The sequence below is a fragment of the Methylobacterium mesophilicum genome (assembly GCF_022179445.1).
GTDB classification, from domain to species: domain Bacteria; phylum Pseudomonadota; class Alphaproteobacteria; order Rhizobiales; family Beijerinckiaceae; genus Methylobacterium; species Methylobacterium mesophilicum.
Genome location: NZ_BPQU01000025.1, coordinates 1 through 14,668, shown reverse-complemented (window position 1 = coordinate 14,668; position 14,668 = coordinate 1). Strand labels below are relative to the sequence as shown.

Genomic DNA, 14,668 nt, shown 5'->3' with positions numbered 1-14,668 from the left:
CGGCGGGCGGGTGAGCCTCGGCCACGCCCTGCGCCGGATCGTCGAGGAATACCCGCTCGCCCGCCTCGACCCCCCGGCCGGGCATCCCCTCGCGGCGGTGATCCGGCGCGGTGCGCCTGATGAGCTGCGGGCGGCCCTCGACCCGATCGATGGACCGTTCCTCGTCAAGGGCAGTCCCGGCCGGGGCACCCGTTGGGCCGCCGTCCCGTGGTTGGCGGTGTTCGACCCGGCCGTCACGACCAGCGCGACGCGGGGCTATTACCTCGTCTACCTGTTCCCGGCGCACCGCCCGGTCGTCCACCTGTCCCTGGCGCAGGGGACCGTCGCCGCGATCCGCGAGCACGGGCCGCGCGCCGAGGCCTACCTGCGCGCCAGCGGGGATGCTCTGCGCGTACGCCTCGCCGACTTCGCCGAGCGCCTGCCGAACCGGTCCATCACCCTCGGGAGCGCCGGCGAGCTGCCGGAGGGCTACGAGGCCGCGCACATCCTCGGCCTGACCTACGCCCTCGACGACCTCGGCGACGAGCGGCGGCTGCGCGCGGACCTGGCGGCGGGCGTGGCGGCTTATCGGGCGCTCAAGGGGCGGGGTGGTCTTGGACGGGGAGAGATGAAAGAAAAATTTTCAATCGTTTGAAGCACCATCCGTATTTAATTTTGAATAAATTTATGAAATAAACATTCGAATGATAGCAAATTGATCGCCATATAATAACCTCTGATCGACAGAGTGCGATCTAACGACGGGCAACGAATTCGTCTGAAATTCACCTTCCCAAAGGGCTCTGGTGAGGTGAAAATACCGAGCAAAAAGCTCGAGTCACGACAGATGGACAGATCGCTCTTCAAAAACAGACCCTCTCTGCGGACCATTCTTATTGTGAATGAGCGAACAAAGCTGACCGCAAATTATGTCAATGCGATCGCTGGTTCGATCTTCGCCGTTGGTGGACTGGCGCCGATCTTTGCAGTCTTGTACACATCGAGTCCGCCGAGCGTTCCGATCCCCGGGGTTGTTTGCATCGCGATTGTTTGCTGGATCGCGAGCGCGAGCCTACATTACGCTGCGCGGCGCTTCCTGAAGGAGTTGGTGTCATGAGCATCGTGAATCTCCTCGTCCTGCTGAGCGTTCCCGCGGCAGCGCTTATCCTCGGGTTTGGGGCGCTTCATTTTGCGAAGCGGGCCGACGAGCCCTGAATGCGGCGAGCTTCCTCAGGCTCGTATCGAATGCCAGCCCGGCGGGTTGATCGCGAACTGAACGATCGCATGCATCACCTGCCGTTTGTGCCACCGGCGCTCCCGCGCTAGACGGGCCGCGTCATGTCTCACAACACCTTCGGCCACCTGTTCCGCGTCACGACCTTCGGCGAGAGCCACGGGGTCGCGCTCGGCTGCGTGGTGGATGGCTGTCCGCCCGGCCTCGCGCTGGAGGCCGACGAGATCCAGGCGGAGCTCGACCGCCGCAAGCCCGGCCAGTCGCGCTTCACCACCCAGCGCCGCGAGCCCGACCAGGTGAAGATCCTGTCCGGCGTGTTCGCCGACGACCGCACCGGCGGGCGCCAGTTCACCACGGGCACGCCGATCGCGCTGATGATCGAGAACACCGATCAGCGCTCGAAGGATTATTCCGAGATCCGCGACAGCTACCGGCCCGGCCACGCCGACTACACCTACGATGCCAAGTACGGCATCCGCGACTATCGCGGCGGCGGCCGCTCCTCGGCCCGGGAGACCGCGGCCCGGGTCGCCGCGGGCGCGGTGGCGCGCAAGGTGATTCCGGGCATCACCATCCGGGCCGCCCTGGTGCAGATGGGACCGCACGCCATCGACCGGTCGCGCTGGGACTGGGAAGAGGTCGGCAACAACCCGTTCTTCTGCCCCGACCCCGAGACGGCCGCCCTCTACGAGACCTACCTGGACGGGATCCGCAAGGACGGCTCCTCGGTCGGCGCGGTGATCGAGGTGGTGGCCGAGGGCGTGCCCCCGGGCCTCGGCGCCCCGGTCTACGGCAAGCTCGACGCGGATCTCGCCGCCGCCATGATGTCGATCAACGCCGTGAAGGGCGTGGAGATCGGCGACGGGTTCGCGGCCGCCGCCCTGCGCGGCGAGGACAACGCCGACGAGATGCGCAGCGGCAACGGCGGGCGCCCGCGGTTCATGGCCAACCATGCGGGCGGCATCCTGGGCGGCATCTCCAACGGCGAGCCGGTGGTGGTGCGTTTCGCCGTGAAGCCGACCTCCTCGATCCTGACGCCGCGCCGCTCGGTGAACCGCGACGGCGGCGAGGTCGACCTGATCACCAAGGGCCGCCACGATCCGTGCGTCGGCATCCGCGCCGTCCCGGTGGCGGAGGCCATGATGGCCTGCGTGCTGGCCGATCACTATCTACGTCACCGCGGACAGGTGGGAGCCGCCTGACGCGCCGCAGCCGAGGCCGATCGCCCCGCGATCGACCGACCGCTTCGGAGCCACGATTTCACAGGCTCGCCCGCGCCGGACCCTTCATCCGGCGCGGCGGCGGGCGATCCGGGCCTTTCCACCCCGCCTGGGGCGGAGAGATGCGAGACGAGAGAGCGATCCGTGCCCCATTGCACCGTTACCGAGGCCATCGCGGCCTTCGCCCGCGGCGAGATCGTGGTCGTCACCGACGATGACGACCGCGAGAACGAGGGCGACCTCGTCGTCGCCGCCTCGCTCTGCACGCCGGAGAAGATGGCGTTCATCATCCGCAACACCTGCGGCATCGTCTGCGCGCCGATCACCCAGGACGAGGCCCGCCGGCTGCATCTCGACCCGATGGTGGCGTCGAACGACGCGCCGCTCGGCACAGCGTTCACGGTCACGGTCGACACCAAGCACGGGCTGACCACCGGCATCTCTGCGGAGCAGCGCTGCAACACGGTGCGGGCGCTCGCCAACGGCAACATGGGCGCCGGCGACTTCGTCCGCCCCGGCCACGTCTTCCCGCTGATCGCCCGCAACGGCGGCGTGCTGATGCGCTCGGGCCATACCGAGGCCGCGGTCGACCTGTGCAAGCTCGCCGAATTGCCCCCGGTCGGGGTGATCTGCGAGCTCGCCAACGACGACGGCACCGTGATGAAGGGCCCGCAGATCGAGGCCTTCTCCGAGACGCACGGCCTCAAGCGCGTCTCCGTCGCCGACCTGATCGCCTACCGGCAGGCGCGGGACCGGCTGGTGGAGCGGGTCGGGCACTTCACGGTCCATTCCAACCACGGCGACGTGACGGCCTACGCGTTCTCCACGCCGTTCGAGGCGATCCAGCAATTCGCCTTCGTGATGGGCGACATCGGCGACGGCCGGGACGTGCTGGTGCGGCTCCATCGCTCCAACGTCGCCGCGGACGTGATCGGAGGCGGCAAGCAGATCGACGCCGTGCTCAAGCGCTTCGCATCGGAGGGCCGCGGGGTGCTGGTCTACCTGCGGGACGGGACCGCCGGTGTTCCCCTGAAGAGCGCCATGGAGGAGGGAACGGAGGCCCTGCGCGCCCGCCAATGGCGGGAAGTCGGCCTCGGCGCCCAGATCCTGCGCGACCTCGGAATCGTGTCGATCCGCAACCTCGCGACCTCGGCGCGCTCCTATGTCGGCCTCTCGGGCTTCGGCATCGAGCTGCTGGGCGACGAGCCGTTGGAGGGGTGATCCGAGGCCGGACGCGCCTCAGGCGCGGCGCGCGATGGTCCAGATTGCGGCGCCCGCCATGATGGCGGCGGCGCCCCTGTTCAGCCGGGCGCGGAAGGCAAGTTCGCTCAAGGAATTCCGCGCCCGTGCCGCGAGGGCGGCATAGGGCGTCATCACCACAGCGAGCACCGATCCGGTCAGGCCGACGAGTGTGGCGTAGTCCCCGGCCGTGATGGTGCGAAGGTCGACCAGCGTCGGCAGCACGGCGAGGTAGAAGACGATCGTCTTGGGGTTGGCCAGGGTGACGGTGAGCCCGGCGACGAAGCTCGCCAGCGGCCGTTCGGCCGGGCCGCCCTCGACCCGGTCGGTCCGGCCGGCCGAACGCCAGAGCCGGACCGCCAGGATGGCGAGATACAGGCCGGCGCAGAGCCGGACGACCACGAACAGTTCGCCCAAAGTCTCCGCGATCAGGGCCAGCCCGAACACCGCCGCGGACAGGAACGTGAGGTCGCCCAGGACCAGCCCCACCGCGAAGGCCATGGCGGCCTTGAAGCCCGAAGAGAGGGCGCGCGCGACCAGGGCGACGACGCCGGGGCCGGGCACCGCGGCCGCGACGCCGAGCGCCAAGGCGTAGGTGAGGAAGCCGGCCGACGTCATCGCGCGGAGCCCGGGTCTGACGGGCTTGCGGCGGCCGGGCGGGCCGCCTCCGGTCTCGCGCCGATCATTCTCTGTGACATCGCGCGATTCGCCTGGCCGTCGGTGGACCCGACTATGGCGTGCCGGATGCCGACGGCAACCGGACACGCGAGGGGTCTACCGGTCAGCCGTTTCGAGGTGTTTGCGGCAGCGGACTACCGCGCCTGCCCTACGACGCCTTGTCTTTGCAGAGGCCGTTCTGAGAACGACACCGTCATCCCGGGGCCGCGAAGCGGAGCCTGGGATCCAGAACCGCTGTCGGATCAGAGGCCTGCACCGTCGGTGGCTCTGGATCCCGGGCTCGCCTGCGGCGCCCCGGGATGACAGGGCGGATGCGGATGCCGATGCCGAAATCTGGGCCTCGTGGAAGGGGGATCTCCGCACGCGGTCTCCCTTCCAGGTCCGTATCGTCCCTGCAGCGATTACCCCTGGCGAGGATCGCGCGCGCGTCATCGGATCTGGGCTGCCATCCAAACACCTTCAAAGGGTTGGGACTAAGCGTTTCGGATGGCGCAGGCCAAGTCCGACTGCATGCGCCCACCTCTCGCCGGCATGACAGCCGAGAAGGCGGCGTGGAGGACAGAGACGGGTCGCAGAGGACTATCCTTACTCCACGGATCCCAGGTTTCCGCGGACATTTCAGCCGCTACCCTGTCATCCCGGGACGCCGTAGGCGAGCCCGGGATCCAGAACCACGTACGGCGCAAGTCACTGATCCGACACTGGTTCTAGATCCCGCGCTCCGCTTCGCGGCCCCGGGATGACGAGGCTGTTTTCAGAACGCCCTCGGCAAAGACCAGGGGTCGCCGGCCCAGCGGGACAGTCCGATGCCGACCTTTGCTCGAACATCTCGATAGGGCTGGGCCTACCGGCCCATGAGCGCGTCCACGTGGGCGGACACGGATTTGGCGAGGCCTTCCAGGCTGTAGCCGCCCTCGAGCACCGAGACGATCCGGCCGCCGGCGGACCGCTCGGCCAGGTCCATCAGCTTGCGGGTCGCCCACCCGAAATCCTCCGCTTCCAGCCGGAGATTGGCCAACGGGTCGAGGCGGTGGGCGTCGAAGCCGGCCGAGATCACGATCACGTCGGGCCGGAAGGTCTCCAGCCGCGAAAGGATGCCGGCCTCGAACGCCTCGCGGAACACGGCACCGTCGTCGTTGGGCCGCAGCGGCACGTTGACGATCGTGTCCTTCTCGCCCCGCTCCGAGGCGGCACCGCTGCCCGGATAGAGCGGCATCTGGTGGGTCGAGCAGTAGAGCACGCTGGCATCGTCCCAGAAAATGTCCTGGCTGCCGTTGCCGTGATGCACGTCCCAATCGACCAGCGCCACGCGCTCGGCGCCGTGCTTCTGCCGGGCGTAGCGGGCCGCGATGGCGGCGTGGTTGAACAGGCAGAAGCCCATCGAGCGCGTCCGCTCGGCATGGTGCCCGGGCGGGCGCATCGCCACGAAGGCGTTGCGGCATTCGCCGGCCATGATCGAATCGAGGGCGTGGTTGGCGCCCCCGATCGCCCGCAGGGTCGCCTCCAGGCTGCCGGCGGACAGGATGGTGTCGGCATCGATCCCGACCATCCCGTGCTCCGGGACGGCCGCCACCAGCGCGTCCACGTATTCGCGCGGATGCGCCAGGGTTGCGACCTCGATCTCGGCCCGGGGCGCGGCGACCCGCACCAGGCCGGCGAAGCGCTCGTCCTCCAGGGCGCGCTCGATCGCACGCATCCGCGCCGGCCGCTCCGGGTGGCCCTCCGGCACCTCGTGGTCGAAACTCGCGGGATGGCTGACGTACAGGGTGGTCACGACGGTCGCTCCCGGATGCGGTCCTGTCGCGCGCCTGCAACAGGAGCCGGCAATGTGCCATGGGCGGAACGCGCGGACTACGGGTGCGTGCCCGCCCTGATTATAGTTGCTCGAATCTTCCGCGGGCGCATTGCGGCCGGGCCGCATGCCCGGCGGCGCGGAGGATGCCCGAGAACAACCGCATGCGTGTCATCCCGGCCATCGCCTGCGTCGTCCTGCTCGCGGGCTGCACGTTCAAGGCCGTGCCCGACCCGAAGGTTTCGGCCCGCGATGCCGAGTTCATGGCGCTCGTGCCCGACGCCGAGTTCGATCCGCACTTCGCGCGATACCAGGTGAGCGACCCGACCGGACAGCCCCCGGGCACGATCGTCGTCGAGACCAGGGAGCGCCAGCTCTACCTCGTGCTGCCGGACGGCAAGGCGATCCGCTACGGCGTCACGGTGGGTGACGAGGCCTATGGCTGGACCGGGACAGCCACGGTCAGCCGCAAAGCCGAGTGGCCGGCCTGGAACCCTCCGGCCGAGATGATCAAGCGCTGGCCGCACGTTCACGCCATGCAGGGCGGACCGATGAACCCACTGGGCGCGCGCGCCCTCTACCTGTCCGATCACGGCAAGGACACGCTCTACCGGATCCACGGCACCAACGAGCCGGAGAAGATCGGACAGGCGGTCTCGTCGGGCTGCATCCGCATGCGCAACATCGACGTGGTGGACCTGTTCGATCGCGCCCCGGTCGGAGCCACGGTCATCGTCCGGTAACGCAACTGGTCAACGTCCCAATAAGCCTGCTTGCTCGGTCCGTGTTTACCTGAACTTCCGTTCAGACCTTGCCGTTAACTTCCGGCAGGGGTGCCGTCCCGTAAGTTCAAATCACACCGGGACAAACACCGACCGCAGCAAAGGTCGGAGGAGCAGGCAGCCATGACCATGATTTCCGTTCAACAGTTCTGCAACCATGCCGTTTCCACTGGCGCGATCAGCGACGAGGACCTGCTGGTCCTCAAGCGCGAGGTTCTGCCGGAGGGGATCATGAGCCGCGACGAGGCCGACATGCTGATCGCCCTGGAGCGGGCCGTGATCGGCTCCGAGGCCTTCGCGGACTTCCTGGTTGCGTCGGTGGTCGACTTCGCCGTGTGGGGCCTGCGCCCGACCGGCTACATCGACCGGGACGTCGCCGCCTGGCTCGCCAGCTCGCTCAGCGGCCGGGACGGCCCGAGCCCCGTCGGCGCCCGGATCGCCATGGAGATCGTCCGCGAGGCGGAAGGCAGCGCCGAGACCCTGATGGCCTTCGCGCTGGACGCCAACCGCTGGACCCGCGAGGCGGCCCAGGCTCCCCGCCTCACCTTCGCGCTCGCCGCCTGACGGACCCTTCGACCGAGGCGCAGCTTCCGTCCGCGGCGCAACTGATCTATCGGGACAGTCAAGCCGGTGTGCAATCCGGCGATCTCGAAAGTGATGCGCCAGCGATGTTCGAAAAGATCCTGATCGCCAACCGGGGCGAAATCGCCTGCCGGGTCATCAAGACCGCCCGGAAGATGGGCATCAGGACGGTGGCAGTCTATTCGGACGCCGACCGCGATGCGGTGCACGTCGCGATGGCCGACGAGGCGGTCCATATCGGCCCCGCCGCCGCGGCGCAGTCCTACCTGGTCATCGAGAAGATCGTCGAGGCCTGCCGGCAGACCGGCGCGCAGGCGGTCCATCCCGGCTACGGCTTCCTGTCCGAGCGCGAGGCCTTCCCGAAGGCCCTCGAGGCCGCCGGCATCGTGTTCATCGGGCCCAATCCCGGCGCCATCGCCGCCATGGGCGACAAGATCGAATCCAAGAAGGCGGCCGCAGCCGCCAACGTCTCCACGGTCCCGGGCTTCCTCGGCGTGATCGAGAGCCCCGAGCACGCCGTCGAGATCGCCGACGGCATCGGCTACCCGGTGATGATCAAGGCGTCGGCGGGCGGCGGCGGCAAGGGCATGCGCATCGCCCATTCGTCGGGCGAGGTCGCCGAGGGCTTCGCCCGCGCCAAGTCCGAGGCGTCCTCGTCCTTCGGCGACGACCGGGTGTTCGTGGAAAAGTTCATCACCGACCCGCGGCACATCGAGATCCAGGTGATCGGCGATAAGCACGGGAACGTGATCTATCTCGGCGAGCGCGAGTGCTCGATCCAGCGCCGCAATCAGAAGGTGATCGAGGAGGCGCCGTCGCCGCTGCTCGACGCCGAGACGCGCCGGAAGATGGGCGAGCAGGCCGTCGCCCTCGCCAAAGCGGTGAACTACGATTCCGCCGGCACGGTCGAGTTCGTCGCCGGCCAGGACAAGTCGTTCTACTTCCTGGAAATGAACACCCGCCTCCAAGTCGAGCATCCCGTGACCGAGATGATCACCGGCCTCGACCTCGTCGAGCTGATGATCCGGGTCGCGGCCGGCGAGACGCTGCCGCTGACGCAGGAGCAGGTGAAGCTGGACGGCTGGGCGGTCGAGAGCCGCGTCTACGCCGAGGATCCGACCCGCAACTTCCTGCCCTCGATCGGACGCCTGACCACCTACCGGCCGCCGGAGGAGGGCCGTCAGGGCACCGCGATCGTGCGCAACGACACCGGCGTGGAGGAGGGCGGCGAGATCGCGATCCACTACGATCCGATGATCGCCAAGCTGGTCACCTGGGCGCCGACCCGGGCCGAGGCGATCGCCGCGCAGGGCGACGCGCTGGACGCCTTCGCGATCGACGGCATCCGCCACAACATCCCGTTCCTCTCCGCGCTGATGGCGCATCCGCGCTGGCAGGAGGGTGAATTGTCCACCGGCTTCATCGCCGAGGAGTTCCCGAACGGCTTCGTCGCCCCGGAGCCCGCCGGCGCGGTGGCGGTCCGCATGATGGCCGCGGCGGCGGCGATCGACCACAAGCTGAACCAGCGCAAGCGCGGCATCTCCGGGCAGATGCGCGCCCCCGGCCTGTTCGCGTTCGAGCGGGACCGCGTCGTGATCCTGGCCGGCCAATCCTACGCCGTGACCCTCGAGCCGGAGGGCGAAGACCTGATCGTCACCCGCGACGACGGCACGGCGCTGTCGGTGGCGAGCGCGTGGCGCCCGGGCGAGCCGGTCTGGATCGGCACGATCGGCTCCGAGCGCGTCGCCATCCAGGTGCGCGGCCTGTTGAACGGCGTGTTCCTGCAGCATGCCGGCGCGGCGGCCGAGGCGCGGGTCTACACCCGCCGCGAGGCCGAACTCGCCGCGCTGATGCCGGTGAAGGAGCAGGCCGGCTCCGGCAAGCAGGTGCTCTGCCCGATGCCGGGCCTCGTGAAGCAGATCCTGGTCACCGAGGGCCAGGAGGTGAAGAACGGCGAGCCGATCGCGGTGGTCGAGGCGATGAAGATGGAGAACATGCTCCGCGCCGAGCGCGACGCCACGGTCGCGAAGATCCACGCCAAGGAAGGCGACAGCCTGGCGGTCGACGCGGTGATCCTCGAATTCGCCTGATCGCAGCGCGCTCGTCGTGAGTGCGGTTCACAACGAGCAGACGAAGCTCCTGGCCACCGCGCTGAACAACATCGCGGTAGCGTACGTCGTCATCGGTTTCGTGACGCCGATGACGGCGGCGAGTTTCGGGGTCGCCACCGCGCCGATTCTGCAGCTCGACAGGGCGCTCTTCACAGTGGTTTGGTTGTGTACCGGTGCCGCACTACATTACGGTGCGAGGCGTTGCCTGCGGAGCCTGAAGCCATGAACTACGATTGGCTTTTCATCACGTTCGGTATCCCGGCTATCACGCTTGCCATGGCGTACGCGGCCGTGCGCGCGAATGAACGTTCGGCGCGCCGCCTCGATCATCCGCCCGGGGAATGATGCCTCCCGCGGCATCCCGGACGCCTTCGACGACACCATGCCCCTCTACTTCGCCTACGGCGCGAACATGGATGCCGCCGCGATGGCCCTGCGCTGCCCGGTCTCGCGGCTGATCGGCGGCGGCTGCCTCAAGCGACATCGCTTCATCATCATGCGCGAGGGCTACGCCTCGGTGGTGCGCGATCCCGCACGGGTGGTGCACGGGGTCCTGTGGGAACTGGCCCTCGACGACATCCCGGCGCTGGACCGCTACGAGGGCGTCGCGGGCGGGCTCTATGCCAAGGCGACGCTGCCCGTGACCACGGCCGCCGGCACCAAGCGCGCCCTGATCTATCTCGGCCGCTCCACCGCGCCGGGGCGGCCGCGGCCCGGCTACCTCGATGCCGTGCTGGCGGCCGCCCGTGCCGCCCAGCTTCCGCCGGCCTATATCCGCGACCTCGGTACCTGGATGCGCGGACCGCCCACCTGAACCGGCGGCACTTGGTACGCAACCTGCTTGCTCGCGATCGACCGGGGCGGCGACACCAGCCTTTCGCCCCGGCCAGCTGTCGTGATTGCGCAGCGTGCCCCTCGGTCAACGGCGATCGGCGGCCGCGTGCGCGGGAGAGGTTCGCATGTCCTATCTGGCGCCCGCCGATTTCGTGAAGAAGGCCGTCGATGCCGGTGAATCGAAGGTCTTCATGGCCACCAAAGACACCTTCATCCGGGCCTACATGGCCGGCGCGATCCTGGCGCTCGCGGCCGCCTTCGCGGTGACGATCAACCAGACCACCGGGCAGCCGCTGGTCGGCGCGCTGCTGTTCCCGGTCGGCTTCTCGATGCTGTACCTGCTCGGCTACGACCTGTTCACGGGCGTCTGCGTGCTCACCCCGCTGGCGCTGATCGACAAGCGCCCGGGCGTCACCGTGGCCGGCATCGCCCGCAACTGGACGCTGGTGTTCTTCGGCAACTTCGCCGGCGCGCTCACCACCGCGCTGATGATGGCGATCGTGTTCACCTTCGGCTTCGCCACCGAGCCGAACGCGGTCGGCAAGGCGATCGCCGGCATCGGCGAGGCGCGCACCCTCGGCTACGAGAAGTACGGCGCCGCCGGCATGCTGACGCTCTTCGTGCGCGCCATGATGTGCAACTGGATGGTCTCCACCGGCGTGATCGGGGCGATGCTGTCCACCTCGGTGCCCGGCAAGGTGATCGCCATGTGGATGCCGATCACGGTGTTCTTCTTCATGACCTTCGAGCACTCGGTCGTGAACATGTTCCTGTTCCCGTCGGCGATCCTGATGGGCGGCCACCTGACCGTCATGGATTATCTGCTGTGGAACGAGATCCCGACCCTGCTCGGCAACATCGTCGGCGGCCTCGCCTTCACCGGCCTGATGCTCTACTCGACCCACGTCCGGACGGGCGAGACGCGTTCGGCCCCGGTCGGCGCCGGCGTGCGTCGCCCGATGGCCGCCGAGTAATCTGTAGGGCGGCCCGCGCCTGTCGCGCGGGCCTGTTTCGAGGCGGTGCCGATCCGATGAGCGCGACGCGCACCGTCTCCGTAATCGTCAAGGGACGCGTCCAGGGCGTGTCCTACCGGGCCTGGACCCAGGCCGAAGCGCGCGCGCTGGATCTGACCGGCTTCGTCCGCAACCGCGCCGACGGCTCGGTCGAGGCCGTGTTCGGCGGTCCGTCGGATGCGGTGGACCGGATGGTCGCCCTGTGCCGCTCCGGCCCGCCGCACGCCAGCGTCAGCGAGGTCATCGTCAAGGAATGCGGCGACCCGCCAGACACGCGCGGCTTCGACATCCTGCGGGGCTGAGCCGGGCGGGTTCTGCGGGGCGGGCCGGACTGGTATGGCCGTGAGGCCGTATCCGATTCCGCTCCTGGCGCTCCGAGATCATGACCGACCCGACCACCGGCAGCGCCGCCTTCTCGCCCCTCGATATCGGGGCCCTGGTCTACTTCATCCTGGCCTGGGTGGCGTACGGCCTGTCGGTCGGGCGCCTGCGCGGCCGGATGGTCTCCCTCAGCCAGATCATGAACGTCCACCGCTCCAACTGGGCGCGGCAGGTCATCGGCCGCGACAACCGGGTGGTCGACACGCAGATCAACGCCTCGCTGCAGAACGGGACCGCCTTTTTCGCCTCGACCTCGCTGATCGCGCTGGGCTCGGTGCTGACCCTGTCGCGCTCCGGCGACGACGTGCTGAACCTGTTCGCGACCCTGCCGTTCGGCACGGTGGCGAACCGGACCACCTGGGAGCTGAAGGTCGCCGGCCTCGCCTTCGTGTTCGTCTACGCGTTCTTCAAGTTCGCCTGGGCCTACCGGCTGTTCAACTACGCGGCGATCCTGCTCGGAGCGGTGCCGTCGAAGGGGTCCGGCGTCAGCGACGGCGAGATGCTGCGGGCCGTCCGCCGGGTGGCGGCGATGAACGTCAGCGCCGGGCGCCATTTCGCCCGGGGGCAGCGCGCGTTCTTCTTCGCGCTGGCCTATCTCGGCTGGTTCATCAGCCCATATGTGTTGCTCGCCTCGACAACCGCCGTGGTCATCATCATGTGGCGTCGACAGTTCGCCTCGGAGATCCGCAAGGCGTTGCTGGAGGCCGGTGAAGGGCCGCACGAGGGTCCGCTCCTGGCCCCCGCCGAGGAGGCACGGATATGACCACGACCAAAGCGGACGAGGCGGCGATCGAGGAAACCCTGCTGGGCCTCGTGGCCGAGCGCGGCGCCGGCAAGACGATCTGCCCGTCGGAGGTGGCCAGGGCCCTGGGCGGTCCACACCCGGACGGATGGGGGCCGCTGATGCAGCCGGTGCGCCGGGTGGCGGTGCGGCTCGCCCATGCGGGTCGCGTCGCGATCCTGCGCAAGGGTAAGCCGGTGGACCCGGACGACTTCCGGGGGATCTACCGGCTGGCGCTGCCGGGTGCGGCGACCGGCTCCGGCCCGGGCAGCCAATCCGGCGTGTAGCCGGCGAGCCGATAGACCACGAGGCCGATCCATTCCTTCACGGCAAGATCGAGTTGGAGGAGCCCCTCCGAAGCGAAGCCGTGGAAATGGGCGACGTCGCCCCAGCCCCGGGTCCGGTAATCCACCGGGAAGGCATCGACGGTGAAGCCGGCCTGTCGGAAGCACCCGATCGCCCGCGGCATGTGCCAGGCCGACGTCACGAGCAACCAGCGCTCGCCGGGCTTCGGTTGAACCAGCGCAGCGGAGAACATCGCGTTCTCGTAGGTGTTGCGCGATCGGTTCTCAAGGATCATGCGCGTCCGCGGCAGCCCGATGACATCCGCCTGGCGACTGACGATGTCGGCCTCCGAAATGCCGCCCCCGATGAAGCCACTGCCGCCGGAGAAGACCAGCCGGGCCCCGGGGAAACGGCGGGCGAGGTCGGCGAAGTAGATCTGCCGCTCGCCGGCATCGTTGACGATGACCTGATCCCGCACCTCGGACGGACCCGCTTCGATGGCACCGCCGAGCACGACGATCCCGGTCGGCGCGGGCCCGTCGTCCGGGTACGGCGCGAAGCGCTGCTCCAGCGGCAACATCGCCATGTCCGACAGCGGTGACAAACCGCCCAGTATCAGGCCCAGCAGGCCGAGACCGGCGAGCCCCAGACCGGAGCGTCGCCGGCGCGTCACCGCCACCAGACCGAGGCCGATCAGGACGGCGAAGAGGCAGAAATTCGATGGGGTGATCAGAAAGTAGACCACCTTCGAAAGCGGGAAGAACATGGCGACGCCCTATAGCATCGTTCCGAAAGGTGGACGCCGGCTTTCGGAAAAAGACGATGCGGATGAATAAGTTAGCGCATCGTGCCGGTTCCGGTATCCGGCACGATGCGCTAAGCCGGCTTTGTCTCGGCCTCGAACCTGGCCAGGGCTGCGGCGTCCGGCGGCAGCAGGCTGGCGAGGTTTTCGCCCTTCTCGACCTCGCGCTGGATCCACAGGTCCAGGCGCTGTTGCTCGACGGCCTCCAGGGCGACCTGCTCGGCGAGGTCGGCCGGCAGCGCGACGATCCCGCCGGACCCGCAGACCACGATGTCGCCGGGATGGATGGCGGCCCCGCCGCACGAGACGGGTTCCTGAGCGCCGACCAGGGCGAGGGTCTCGCTGCCGGCCTCCTGCGCGCACCAGACCGGCAGGCCGGCCGGATCCGGAAGGGCGCCGTCGGTGATCAAGCCGGCGACGCCGCGCTGGGCGAGCCGTGCCGCCACGATCGCTCCGAAGGGGAGGGCGAGTCCGGAACCCGCGGCATCGATCACCAGCAGGGCACCTTCCGGAACGGCGTCGATCGCAGCCGCGAGGTCGCCGGCGGCATCGTTTCGAGCGGGAATCATCCGGAGGGTGTAGGCCGGACCGATGGCGCTACCCCCCCGCCCCGACAGGCCGCGTGGGCTGAACGCCTTGATCCCGGCACGCGCCAGTGCCCGCGCCAAGCTGGCCGGCGTTACGGCGGAGAGCGCATCGCGCAGGGTCGGGTCGATCGCCATCGGGATGTTCCGTGAGGGGCCGCCGGACGGATCGGCGCGGTGCCGTCAAGGTGGATCGCGCGGACGTGCCGACAAGGCCAGAAGGTGCGGGTCGCCTCTCCCGTGCGGGCTACGACGTGCACAACCCTCAGTCTGGTACCGTGCCGGTCCCGGTAGATGCTGGTCCGGAAGGCCAGGTGCGCGCTCCCTCCCCCCTCTGCGGGGGAGGGTGGGCCGGCCGTCAGGCCGGGTCG

General features: G+C 68.9%; 17 protein-coding genes. 13 read left to right on the top strand and 4 right to left on the bottom strand.

Features of this window, described 5'->3' with window-relative positions:
* Positions 1–10: 10 nt before the first annotated feature.
* The 3 genes from MFF40_RS21030 to ribB all read left to right on the top strand — a co-directional run bounded on the left by MFF40_RS21030 (position 11) and on the right by ribB (position 3,654).
* Complete coding sequence (locus MFF40_RS21030; protein ID WP_238262079.1) at positions 11–634, top strand: DUF3578 domain-containing protein; 624 nt, start codon at positions 11–13, stop codon at positions 632–634.
* A 683-nt stretch (positions 635–1,317) separates the two neighbouring features.
* On the top strand, positions 1,318–2,415 hold the full coding sequence (aroC, locus tag MFF40_RS21025; protein WP_238262077.1) for a chorismate synthase: 1,098 nt from the start codon (positions 1,318–1,320) through the stop codon (positions 2,413–2,415).
* Between the two features lie 162 nt (positions 2,416–2,577).
* On the top strand, positions 2,578–3,654 hold the full coding sequence (gene ribB / locus MFF40_RS21020; protein ID WP_238262074.1) for a 3,4-dihydroxy-2-butanone-4-phosphate synthase: 1,077 nt from the start codon (positions 2,578–2,580) through the stop codon (positions 3,652–3,654).
* A gap of 18 nt (positions 3,655–3,672) precedes the next feature.
* Here the strand turns inward: ribB and MFF40_RS21015 are convergent, their stop codons facing one another.
* On the bottom strand, positions 3,673–4,290 hold the full coding sequence (locus MFF40_RS21015; RefSeq protein WP_238262072.1) for a LysE family translocator: 618 nt from the start codon (positions 4,288–4,290) through the stop codon (positions 3,673–3,675).
* 904 nt (positions 4,291–5,194) lie between these two features.
* Positions 5,195–6,124 carry a histone deacetylase family protein gene (locus MFF40_RS21010; protein WP_147854218.1) on the bottom strand — a complete coding sequence of 310 codons (930 nt, stop codon included), beginning with the start codon at positions 6,122–6,124 and terminating at the stop codon, positions 5,195–5,197.
* A gap of 182 nt (positions 6,125–6,306) precedes the next feature.
* Here MFF40_RS21010 and MFF40_RS21005 point away from each other — a divergent pair, with 182 nt between their 5' ends.
* The 10 genes from MFF40_RS21005 to MFF40_RS20965 all read left to right on the top strand — a co-directional run bounded on the left by MFF40_RS21005 (position 6,307) and on the right by MFF40_RS20965 (position 12,913).
* On the top strand, positions 6,307–6,885 hold the full coding sequence (locus tag MFF40_RS21005) for a L,D-transpeptidase (RefSeq protein WP_238262069.1): 579 nt from the start codon (positions 6,307–6,309) through the stop codon (positions 6,883–6,885).
* Between the two features lie 162 nt (positions 6,886–7,047).
* On the top strand, positions 7,048–7,488 hold the full coding sequence (locus MFF40_RS21000; protein WP_147854217.1) for a hypothetical protein: 441 nt from the start codon (positions 7,048–7,050) through the stop codon (positions 7,486–7,488).
* 104 nt (positions 7,489–7,592) lie between these two features.
* Entirely contained in the window at positions 7,593–9,596 is a 2,004-nt protein-coding gene (locus MFF40_RS20995; protein ID WP_238262067.1) for an acetyl-CoA carboxylase biotin carboxylase subunit, read from the top strand.
* Positions 9,597–9,612: 16 nt separating this feature from the next.
* On the top strand, positions 9,613–9,843 hold the full coding sequence (locus MFF40_RS20990) for a hypothetical protein (RefSeq protein ID WP_147854215.1): 231 nt from the start codon (positions 9,613–9,615) through the stop codon (positions 9,841–9,843).
* Positions 9,840–9,962, top strand: coding sequence for a hypothetical protein (locus MFF40_RS28880; RefSeq protein WP_268868313.1), 123 nt, complete (start codon positions 9,840–9,842; stop codon positions 9,960–9,962). The genes MFF40_RS20990 and MFF40_RS28880 overlap by 4 nt, the downstream gene beginning before the upstream one ends.
* A gap of 37 nt (positions 9,963–9,999) precedes the next feature.
* Positions 10,000–10,431: a gamma-glutamylcyclotransferase family protein gene (locus tag MFF40_RS20985; protein WP_147854214.1), complete on the top strand. Its 432-nt coding sequence runs from the start codon at positions 10,000–10,002 to the stop codon at positions 10,429–10,431.
* A gap of 145 nt (positions 10,432–10,576) precedes the next feature.
* Positions 10,577–11,425, top strand: coding sequence for a formate/nitrite transporter family protein (locus MFF40_RS20980; protein WP_050733449.1), 849 nt, complete (start codon positions 10,577–10,579; stop codon positions 11,423–11,425).
* 56 nt (positions 11,426–11,481) lie between these two features.
* On the top strand, positions 11,482–11,766 hold the full coding sequence (locus tag MFF40_RS20975; protein ID WP_147899083.1) for an acylphosphatase: 285 nt from the start codon (positions 11,482–11,484) through the stop codon (positions 11,764–11,766).
* Between the two features lie 80 nt (positions 11,767–11,846).
* A complete protein-coding gene (locus tag MFF40_RS20970; protein WP_147899084.1) occupies positions 11,847–12,608 on the top strand; it encodes a DUF599 domain-containing protein in 762 nt (253 codons plus the stop codon).
* The gene (locus MFF40_RS20965) at positions 12,605–12,913 is read left to right on the top strand and encodes a DUF3253 domain-containing protein (protein ID WP_147854211.1); all 309 of its coding nucleotides are present in this window, start codon (positions 12,605–12,607) and stop codon (positions 12,911–12,913) included. Before MFF40_RS20970 ends, MFF40_RS20965 begins: the two co-directional genes overlap by 4 nt.
* Here the strand turns inward: MFF40_RS20965 and MFF40_RS20960 are convergent.
* Together MFF40_RS20960 and MFF40_RS20955 are read right to left on the bottom strand one after the other, a co-directional pair.
* Positions 12,850–13,677, bottom strand: a complete 828-nt coding sequence (locus MFF40_RS20960; protein WP_238262065.1) for a YdcF family protein — start codon at positions 13,675–13,677, stop codon at positions 12,850–12,852. The two genes, MFF40_RS20965 and MFF40_RS20960, sit on opposite strands and share 64 nt — an antisense overlap.
* A gap of 110 nt (positions 13,678–13,787) precedes the next feature.
* Complete coding sequence (locus tag MFF40_RS20955; RefSeq protein ID WP_147899086.1) at positions 13,788–14,435, bottom strand: RraA family protein; 648 nt, start codon at positions 14,433–14,435, stop codon at positions 13,788–13,790.
* Positions 14,436–14,668 lie beyond the last annotated feature (233 nt).

What these genes read in the sequence shown, in the direction of transcription:
- MFF40_RS20955 (WP_147899086.1), bottom strand. Translation starts at nt 14,435, where the DNA reads ATGGCGATCGACCCGACCCTGCGCGATGCGCTCTCCGCCGTAACGCCG.
- MFF40_RS21005 (WP_238262069.1), top strand. Translation starts at nt 6,307, where the DNA reads ATGCGTGTCATCCCGGCCATCGCCTGCGTCGTCCTGCTCGCGGGCTGC.
- MFF40_RS21015 (WP_238262072.1), bottom strand. Translation starts at nt 4,290, where the DNA reads ATGACGTCGGCCGGCTTCCTCACCTACGCCTTGGCGCTCGGCGTCGCG.
- MFF40_RS20970 (WP_147899084.1), top strand. Translation starts at nt 11,847, where the DNA reads ATGACCGACCCGACCACCGGCAGCGCCGCCTTCTCGCCCCTCGATATC.
- MFF40_RS21000 (WP_147854217.1), top strand. Translation starts at nt 7,048, where the DNA reads ATGACCATGATTTCCGTTCAACAGTTCTGCAACCATGCCGTTTCCACT.
- MFF40_RS28880 (WP_268868313.1), top strand. Translation starts at nt 9,840, where the DNA reads ATGAACTACGATTGGCTTTTCATCACGTTCGGTATCCCGGCTATCACG.
- aroC (WP_238262077.1), top strand. Translation starts at nt 1,318, where the DNA reads ATGTCTCACAACACCTTCGGCCACCTGTTCCGCGTCACGACCTTCGGC.
- MFF40_RS20965 (WP_147854211.1), top strand. Translation starts at nt 12,605, where the DNA reads ATGACCACGACCAAAGCGGACGAGGCGGCGATCGAGGAAACCCTGCTG.
- MFF40_RS20985 (WP_147854214.1), top strand. Translation starts at nt 10,000, where the DNA reads ATGCCCCTCTACTTCGCCTACGGCGCGAACATGGATGCCGCCGCGATG.
- MFF40_RS20980 (WP_050733449.1), top strand. Translation starts at nt 10,577, where the DNA reads ATGTCCTATCTGGCGCCCGCCGATTTCGTGAAGAAGGCCGTCGATGCC.
- MFF40_RS20975 (WP_147899083.1), top strand. Translation starts at nt 11,482, where the DNA reads ATGAGCGCGACGCGCACCGTCTCCGTAATCGTCAAGGGACGCGTCCAG.
- MFF40_RS20960 (WP_238262065.1), bottom strand. Translation starts at nt 13,677, where the DNA reads ATGTTCTTCCCGCTTTCGAAGGTGGTCTACTTTCTGATCACCCCATCG.
- MFF40_RS20995 (WP_238262067.1), top strand. Translation starts at nt 7,593, where the DNA reads ATGTTCGAAAAGATCCTGATCGCCAACCGGGGCGAAATCGCCTGCCGG.